At 34.3% G+C, this 7,965-nt stretch carries 6 protein-coding genes and 1 pseudogene; 3 read left to right on the top strand and 4 right to left on the bottom strand.

Going from position 1 to position 7,965, the window contains the following annotated elements:
- The 3 genes from V7024_RS06680 to V7024_RS06690 all read right to left on the bottom strand — a co-directional run.
- Positions 1-1,531, bottom strand: a 1,531-nt coding sequence (locus tag V7024_RS06680; protein WP_438824443.1) for a peptidoglycan-binding protein, incomplete at its 3' end; no start/stop codon positions are given.
- Between the two features lie 715 nt (positions 1,532-2,246).
- The gene (locus V7024_RS06685) at positions 2,247-2,564 is read right to left on the bottom strand and encodes a protealysin inhibitor emfourin (protein ID WP_335517361.1); all 318 of its coding nucleotides are present in this window, start codon (positions 2,562-2,564) and stop codon (positions 2,247-2,249) included.
- A 40-nt stretch (positions 2,565-2,604) separates the two neighbouring features.
- Positions 2,605-3,666: a M4 family metallopeptidase gene (locus V7024_RS06690; RefSeq protein WP_335517364.1), complete on the bottom strand. Its 1,062-nt coding sequence runs from the start codon at positions 3,664-3,666 to the stop codon at positions 2,605-2,607.
- 1,036 nt (positions 3,667-4,702) lie between these two features.
- Between V7024_RS06690 and V7024_RS06695 the strand changes: the two genes are divergently transcribed.
- The gene (locus V7024_RS06695) at positions 4,703-5,395 is read left to right on the top strand and encodes a YukJ family protein (protein ID WP_335517369.1); all 693 of its coding nucleotides are present in this window, start codon (positions 4,703-4,705) and stop codon (positions 5,393-5,395) included.
- 175 nt (positions 5,396-5,570) lie between these two features.
- Here V7024_RS06695 and V7024_RS06700 read toward each other — a convergent pair whose 3' ends face one another.
- Positions 5,571-5,990 (bottom strand): hypothetical protein, encoded by a 420-nt coding sequence (locus V7024_RS06700; protein WP_438824442.1) that lies wholly within the window; start codon positions 5,988-5,990, stop codon positions 5,571-5,573.
- Between the two features lie 159 nt (positions 5,991-6,149).
- On the opposite strand from V7024_RS06700, the pseudogene V7024_RS06705 reads away from it, so the two are divergent.
- Both V7024_RS06705 and V7024_RS06710 read left to right on the top strand, forming a co-directional pair.
- Positions 6,150-6,628 (top strand): annotated as a pseudogene (locus V7024_RS06705) (IS30 family transposase); the annotation flags it as partial.
- A 68-nt stretch (positions 6,629-6,696) separates the two neighbouring features.
- Positions 6,697-7,856, top strand: a protein-coding gene (locus tag V7024_RS06710) for an IS3 family transposase (protein WP_335517371.1) whose coding sequence is annotated in 2 segments (ribosomal slippage) — positions 6,697-6,958 and positions 6,958-7,856 — 1,161 coding nt in all. Because the reading frame shifts where the segments join, the coding sequence is not laid out codon by codon here.
- The last annotated feature ends 109 nt before the right edge of the window (positions 7,857-7,965 follow it).

Consider the following 7,965-nt stretch of genomic DNA (forward strand, 5'->3'; position numbering starts at 1 on the left):
CGTTAGATGAAGCATTTTGATAATTTCTTACAAAAGTCTGAGATTCCTCCAGAATTGTCCATAACTCCTTCCTTACAACTCCTGTAATAGTAAAGCCTTTAATTTTCTGAAATTCTTTTACTGATTTCTCAGTCCCCGTTCCAAAAATCCCATCCGGCTCGTCGGTATACAATCCAGCTCTTTTCAAAAGAATTTGCAATATTTTCACACTTTCTCCGCGGCTACCTGCTTGTAATATTGGATAAGCACCTGGGAGGTTAATTACATTAACATATATATCACTTATTTGATTCCACGTTACATTGTCTACAATTCCATTTTCGACAAGTTGGAAATATTTCTGAAAACTTTTCACTGCATTTGTTGTATTCGAATCAAATATTCCACTTACATTTATTTCAGGAATATCCTTATATTTTTTTCGTATGTGATATAAGTACTTTTGAATTGTGCGAACAGCTTCGTTTTGATCACCTTCTTTTAAATTAGTTCCTGGAAACGACTTAACAACCTGTATAAACTCAGCTAATCGAATTTCAATATCCTTATAATAATATTTTAAAATTTCTATATGATTTTTCCCCTGTTCTGCAAGACAAGAGGTCCCCCATTGATAGAGAATTCCTGGTCGAATTGCATATGGACATGGAATCTTTCTACCCGCACGATACTGTGCAAAAAATGGTTCAATTATTCCAGGCTTTGCAATGTATTGCTTGAATATTTCCTCTACGACATCATCAGTTTGTTCATAAGTGTTACCACCTAGAACATATTGTTGGTCAAATTGTATTTTATTTGTTATTGTAAACCCTTTCACTGCATAATGTTTGGTATATACGCGATTTAAGGTAAAAGACATAATACAAAGAGCATTGGCTATAATAGCTTCCCTTTTCCACAAAGGCATTATTTCATGTGCAACCACATTTTTTATATAATCTTTGAACTTTACTTTAACCCTTGGTGCACGAGCATCAGGATGCCCAAGATGGACAATAACAAATTCAGGTATCATAACATCAGTATCATGATTTCGGCTTATTTGCGGTTGTATTTCTTGTTGCGGATATTGTCCTATTAATTTATGTGCAGGGATGTCAAACGTTTTCACTGATGAGCGACCAGTTGTTTCATTAATAGCCTCTAATTCCATCGTTTGCTTCGCTGTAACTTCGGCAAATATTTGTGCGCCACGAATTATTACAGGCTCATATCCTTCTACTTCAATTGAGATTGTATACTCACTATATGGCTTAGGACCTAAAGGATCGAAAGCATATTCTTGAGGAGGAGCAGGTAACGCAATAGTAGGAGTTTCCCCAAATTCGTCAGTATGTAATGTAATAATATTATCTTGTCGTGGAGTCACAATTTTCCCATCTTCTGTCATTTCATAAATCGAGATTTTCGCATCTTTAATAGGCCTTTCTGTTCCTTTCTCGTATATTTTCGCAAAAAATTTACCACTTGGTTGACGATACAATGGTTCGTTAATACGATCCATGTCGGGCTCATTAACAGATTTTATATTGTTATCTGTTTCTTCATAATAGTTGTTTGTTTTCACACTTTTTGAATAATATGGAGTAGCATTAGAATCCGCCAATGTTATTCACTCCTTTTATAAATTTTATGTTACTTGTAAACAGTACTTTCAATAATCCATCTCCAGTGCAAGAATAAAAAATAAAGCTCTATATCTTAAATACTATGCTTTTGTATAGTTTAAATGAGTAAAAAACTCCTTAATTATAAATTTGCATATCTGAATTAATTTTATAATTCTCCTCCTTGATATACCAAGGAGCTTAAGAACACAAAAAGGAGTACCTCCCTTAAACATATTTTCCATAGAAAAAGGGAGTTTATTTTAGGGGAATTTTTTATTTATAGGGGACAGCCCATACCCAACAAACTAATATTTTGAAATATCTCCAGAACGAACATTATATATATCTACAGTTATTCATTTGAATTCACCTCATTTTTTTCGTTTTTTGGAACACTAAGTTCTTAAATTGACGGACATATAACGGGATCCCCATGTCCATCAACTTAAGAAAACAAATTAAATCCCAAAAATAAAATATGAGTCCAATGCCTCGGCATTGGACTCATTTCTCTAAACTTAATGGTTATATACATGGAGATATATTTTTCGGACAACAACAGTACTCGAATAATATAGTGAAGCAAGTATCGCTTTATAATACACTAGTACTTTAAATGTTAATTTATTTTTGTTATTCCCTCATTTTTTCTGCAATAGCAAGATTACGTAAATAATCTAATAAAGGGCGCACTTCCTGCGGAGCTGTTATATCGGTAAATAAGAAGGACTTTTTCTTTTTATCATCTTCTATCCTAAGCTCGTAAAGAAAAGCATCCGCTCCTTGGATAGTAGCAACCTCTCCTTGACTTAATTCGAGGCTGAAAAGATTAGATTGCTTGATTAAATCTAATAATTCTTTCGTTTTTTCTTTTGGTAATTCATCCGTATCTGCCTGAAGGGTTAAGTCAAAGTTAGCAATTCCTCCTGAACAGCTAAATTGGATATACATGTTAATTATTGAGCCTCCACTTCATGATAAAGCCCCCCAATTAATAAGGTAGTCCAACAGCTTTAAAAGCAGATTCTACAGTTTTGGCTGCTGTTTTAGGAACTTCCCCACTATCGACAAGTTTTTGTGCTGCTTTGATAACAATTTGGACAAATTGATTAAAATTTGTAGTTGCAAATAAGCTTTGAATTGCAGTATACCATATCAAGGCTGCTTTATCTGTTCCAATTTCCATGGATACAAGATAAAACACCTTATTTAGTATACCACTATTAATATGAACACCGTGGTGATCGCGATCTCCTTGATAATAGTTTTTCATATGATCCGGTTGCATATCCTTACCCATTAGTTTGTTGTCAAATGCAGTACCGGGTGCTTTCATTGAACGAAGGGCTTGTCCTTTTAGTGTTGGCCCCATTATATCAGCACCAATTAGCCAATCAGCATCTTGTGCTGTTTGCTTTAAATAAGCTTGTTTAATTGCAATACCAAATACATCCGAAATATGTTCATTCAAGGCTCCAGACTGTCCTTCATACTCTAATCCGTTAATGAACTGTGTAATACCATGTGTAAGTTCGTGCCCAATGACATCGAGTGAATTTGCAAAACTGGTAAAAATAATTCCATCACCATCACCAAACACCATTTCATCACCATCCCAATAGGCGTTTTGGAAATTGTGACCATAATGGACGTTCAGAATGAGATCCAAACCATTGTCGTCAATAGAATTACGATGGAACACATTCTTGAAATAATCACGCACAACCCCAGCATAATCATACGCATGGTCGACCACGGTATCTCCACTTGATCTGTCTCCTTCTTTCCTAATCTCATTAACCCGAAGTTCTGTTCCTCCTTTACAATCGTATACATGGCGAGCAGATTCACCTCGTGGTCCTGTTCCTGCATCAGTTAAGGCAACAACACCATTAATATCATATTCCTTCAAGATTCTGCGTTTTCGAATATGCCGACTTTTTGCTAAGCTGATTCGTGCAGCTTCTACTTCGTTTTGAGCTAAATTCTCTAAAATATAATTAGGTACAATAAAACACTGGCAATTTTTATGCGAACAACGTTTTGTATGCAAATTTAACACCCTTTCATGATAATAATAAATGACCTCCCCATTAACCTGTTCTTATTGCATCAGATTTAAACATTTTATTGAATAAATTCATTAGGGATATAGATATATGTTCATTAACTAAAAAGATTTTAATACTCTCAAATACAAAAACATCATTCTTTCTAAGCAAGCTAGATTAGAAAGAATGACGTTTTGTATTTTGGACTCTTAAGTTGATGGACATGAATATAGAACCTTAGGTAACATAATTTTGTTTTTTATCTTTTCTTGCTATTTCTTCCTAATTTATTAATGGAAATTTTTTTTAAATTTAGTATAACGTTGTATTTAAACATTTTTAGTCAATAAATCTCCATCTTCTAAATAACAGGGCTTAGCTTAATGACATTTCACATTATAAAAATTAAAGGGATGTTTATCAGGAAAAAAGCATTCATATGACTATATTTAATATTGAAAGTAAAGTAAGAGAACCCTACATAAACGAAAGGTTCTCTGACCAGGTGATGTGCTATACACCATAGATAATCATGAGAAGTTGAACGCGCAGAATCAACTTCTTCTTATATTATAACCAAAAATGTTTTTTCTATATTCATGTATTTTTAGCTAGCAAATAAGCTTCTCAAACAACGATTGTTGAAATTGCTTGTTTGTATATGAGCTATTTCCTTCCTTTGGACAGTATTTGTACAGTAATTTTATCTACTACAATTAATATCCCTAAGACTTTAAAACCATCCTTCAAAAATAATACAACTGTTATATACATCCTAAAGACAATAGGAGAACAAATTCATATATCAGCAATAAATTAGATAAAACTTCAGATAGAACGAAGGTTAAAATTACGATGAAATAAGCTTTAAGTTTAAACATTAGGCCTTCAGTATTCAGACTGTTTCGTGAATACAATCTCTTTTTAGCTTCATGGCGATATGGTGTTACTCCTGTTTAATAGATACATAAAATGATTATCATTAGGCAATTATAATGTTGTTATGATATTTAAACTAAACTGGAGGTTAAAGAAACCATGCCCTTATTTAAATACGGAGTATTAAAAGGTAAAGTTTTTGATGTAAGACCTGTGGATTCAAATGACAAAACTCCTCATTACGAAGTGCATATTAAAGCGCATGGTAAGGATTATAGAATTGCAATTAACGTTGCCTCTAAGGAAAGTCCTTCAGAAGTCCTGTATTATGTAAGTGAAGATTTTAATTCTAAACAAATAACAATTATTCCAACGTTACCAGAAGGGTTCACTCAAATTACCAATGATAATCAGGACATTGCATTAGATTATATTCGTGGTGGTTTATTTGATCCAACAAAAATGATAGCTTTACCTGCAACAGAGGATGGACCAAATAATGACTTAAATGAAAAAGTTAGCAAATATATAGATGAAGCTAAAAGCAAGAATGCTACGTTTTATGCTTATGGAGAAAAATTTAAACATGAAAATAACAAAGACAAATATTTTCACTTTTCACCAGGTAGAGGAATTCATGATATTCATATGAATCAAGGAAATAGTCCTAACTGGAAAGGTGATGACGGGATATGGCAAGATGGTGGTGTTCTTATTCATTTTGAGGAAGAAAATAGATGGGTGGGTATGTTTCTGGCATTTCAATCTCAGTCTTGGTGTACAGATGATCAAGGACATGCAACTAAGCCAGTTAGTGAATGTAATCATACAAACAGTAATAGAAGTTCGTGACTGTTTAGAACAAAATAGAAATCAGCAAAAATGGGATTTTCAAAAGACAAAGAGAATCCCATTTTTCGCTAAAACTTGATTAAAAAAATCCGCTCAAATACATCATTTTCATAACACCATAATACCTCATTTAAGAAATCCAAATTACCATTATCTTCCAAATAAGACGCATTCTTTATTGCGATATTTCCGAAGTGACGAATATATTCAGCATTATTTCTCCGAATTTCGTAGGCATAACAATCCATCCTAGATAAGTTTGTCTATTATATTTTAAATTTTCTATACTTAGTTGGATGCTTTTATAAGTTCGATGTGGCCATTTTGTTTTTTCCTCCCTATTTTTATAAAACAGAAATTCAAATAAATCGTTAAACATTTCACTATATGGATTATCATGTTTTTCATACATACCTTTAAAATCAATTAATGTAATCCCCTTCGCTCTAAGTTCTGTTAGACGATGTTTCTGTCCATACCCCATCATATAGATTTTAGGCATTTGTTCACCTAAATTATTCCGTACCCACGTTGTCCATTTATCAAAATTAGGATTATTCCCAGAGAAACCTAGTAATACAAAAGTTGTGTCCATAATAGATTGTTGTACCAGTATGCCTTTTATTATTTACGTGTCCACAGTTATATGACGAATTGTATTATTAAGTGCGACACCTAAAGAAAAAATAAAAAAGCCCACCTCGCTTCGTGTAAAATAGAAGTTACCACACAACCATTTACACGGAGGACGAGTATGAGCTATTCACATTTTACCACGTTTGAGCGTGGACAACTAGAATCACTTTATAAATTAGGATATTCCACAAGAAAAATTGGTGTGATTTTGAAGCGTCATCATTCTTCTATCGCACGAGAATTAAAACGAAATGCCCAAGAAAACTGTACATACCACAGTGAACAAGCACATAGAAAATATATCCAGAGAAGAAAAACTTGTAAACCTATCGGTAAATGGTCCAGAGAACTTGCGGAAAAATCCAAGAAAAATTAGAAGCTACTTGGTCCCCGGAACAAATCTAGCATGGCTATTTGAAAGGTGAGGTTTCCTTCAAAACGATCTATAACTGGTTATATCAAGGGAAACTATTCAAACAAGATCTGTCTTTATTAAGACAGAAAGGGAAACGTCAAAAACCAAAAGAGACACGCGGACGATTCAATGTTGGGACGTCTATTCAAAAGCGGCCATCTGAAATAAGAAAACGAGAAACTGATGCTAGACTAAAAAGTAGACACAGATTGTTATAATAAATATATCAACTATAACGAGGTGTGTCTGTATGGCAAGAGGTAACGGAAAACGATACGATGAGACATTTAAAATTGAAGCGGTAAAGTATATTCGTGAAAATCATAAGCCTGTGGCTCAAGTGGCTAGAGAAATGGGTGTGAATGAGAATACTTTACATGGCTGGATCAAGAAGTATGGTCAACAACCAGAGATTAAAGCTGTCCAATCGTTCTCTTCGACAGAAGCTGAATTACTAGCTCTTCAAAAGGAAATTTGTGAGCTCCAGGAGGAGAATGAAATCTTAAAAAAGGCGATGCACTACTTCGCGAAAAGCCCTCGGTAAAATATGAGTTCATTCATAAAAATTGCTCCCAATTCCGAGTGGAGAAGATGTGCAACGTCCTGGGAGCTTCCAAAAGTGGTTACTTCAAATGGCTAAAACGACCGAAAAGTGACAGGCAGAAACAACACGAGAAGTTATCACAAGAGATTTTTCAGACTCACTTAGAATTTAAGCAACGTTATGGCAGTGTTAAAATCGCTAAAACGCTGAATAAGCGAGGTGTGAAGGTAAGTGAGCGGACGGTTTCTCGTATTATGACAAAGAACCAGTGGAAATCTTGTACGGTTAAAAAATATAAAGCTACTACCAATTCAAAACATCATCACCCAGTAAGTGAAAACGTTTTAAATCGACAGTTTACAGCTACTAAACCAAACCAGTTGTGGGTAGCGGATATCACGTATGTTCCGACCAATGAAGGCTGGTTGTATTTGGCAAGTGTAATGGATTTGTATTCTCGTAAAATCGTAGGTTGGGCCATGAATAAAACCATGACAAAGGAATTGGTGATCTCTGCACTAACGATGGCTTACAAGCGTCAAAATCCGAAGAAAGGAGTCATTCACCATTCAGACCGAGGAGTCCAATATGCCTCACATGAATATCAGAGACTGTTAAAAAAGTATCATATGATGGGCAGCATGAGCCGAAAGGGAAACTGTTATGACAATGCTTGTATTGAATCCTTTCACGGTATTCTTAAACGCGAGTTAGTATATCAAATGAAGTATAAAACGAGAGAAGAAGCGAAAAAATCGTTGTTTGAATACATCGAGTTCTTCTACAATTCCAAACGAATCCATTCGACTTTGGGTTACTATACACCGAATGAATTTGAACATATGTATGGAAATTCAGCAGCTTGATTTTACCTTCATAAAAAAGTTTAAACCGTTCTTTATTTGAAATTTTTTATGAAGGACACCAAGCGAAAGCGCGGTAGAAATCTGTGTCTATTATCTTGACGTAGTATCA

Origin of the sequence: Bacillus sp. JJ864 (assembly GCF_036963045.1) — a bacterium.
Lineage (GTDB): Bacteria > Bacillota > Bacilli > Bacillales > Bacillaceae_G > Bacillus_A > Bacillus_A pseudomycoides_C.

What these genes read in the sequence shown, in the direction of transcription:
- V7024_RS06685 (WP_335517361.1), bottom strand. Translation starts at nt 2,564, where the DNA reads ATGTATATCCAATTTAGCTGTTCAGGAGGAATTGCTAACTTTGACTTA.
- V7024_RS06695 (WP_335517369.1), top strand. Translation starts at nt 4,703, where the DNA reads ATGCCCTTATTTAAATACGGAGTATTAAAAGGTAAAGTTTTTGATGTA.
- V7024_RS06700 (WP_438824442.1), bottom strand. Translation starts at nt 5,990, where the DNA reads ATGGACACAACTTTTGTATTACTAGGTTTCTCTGGGAATAATCCTAAT.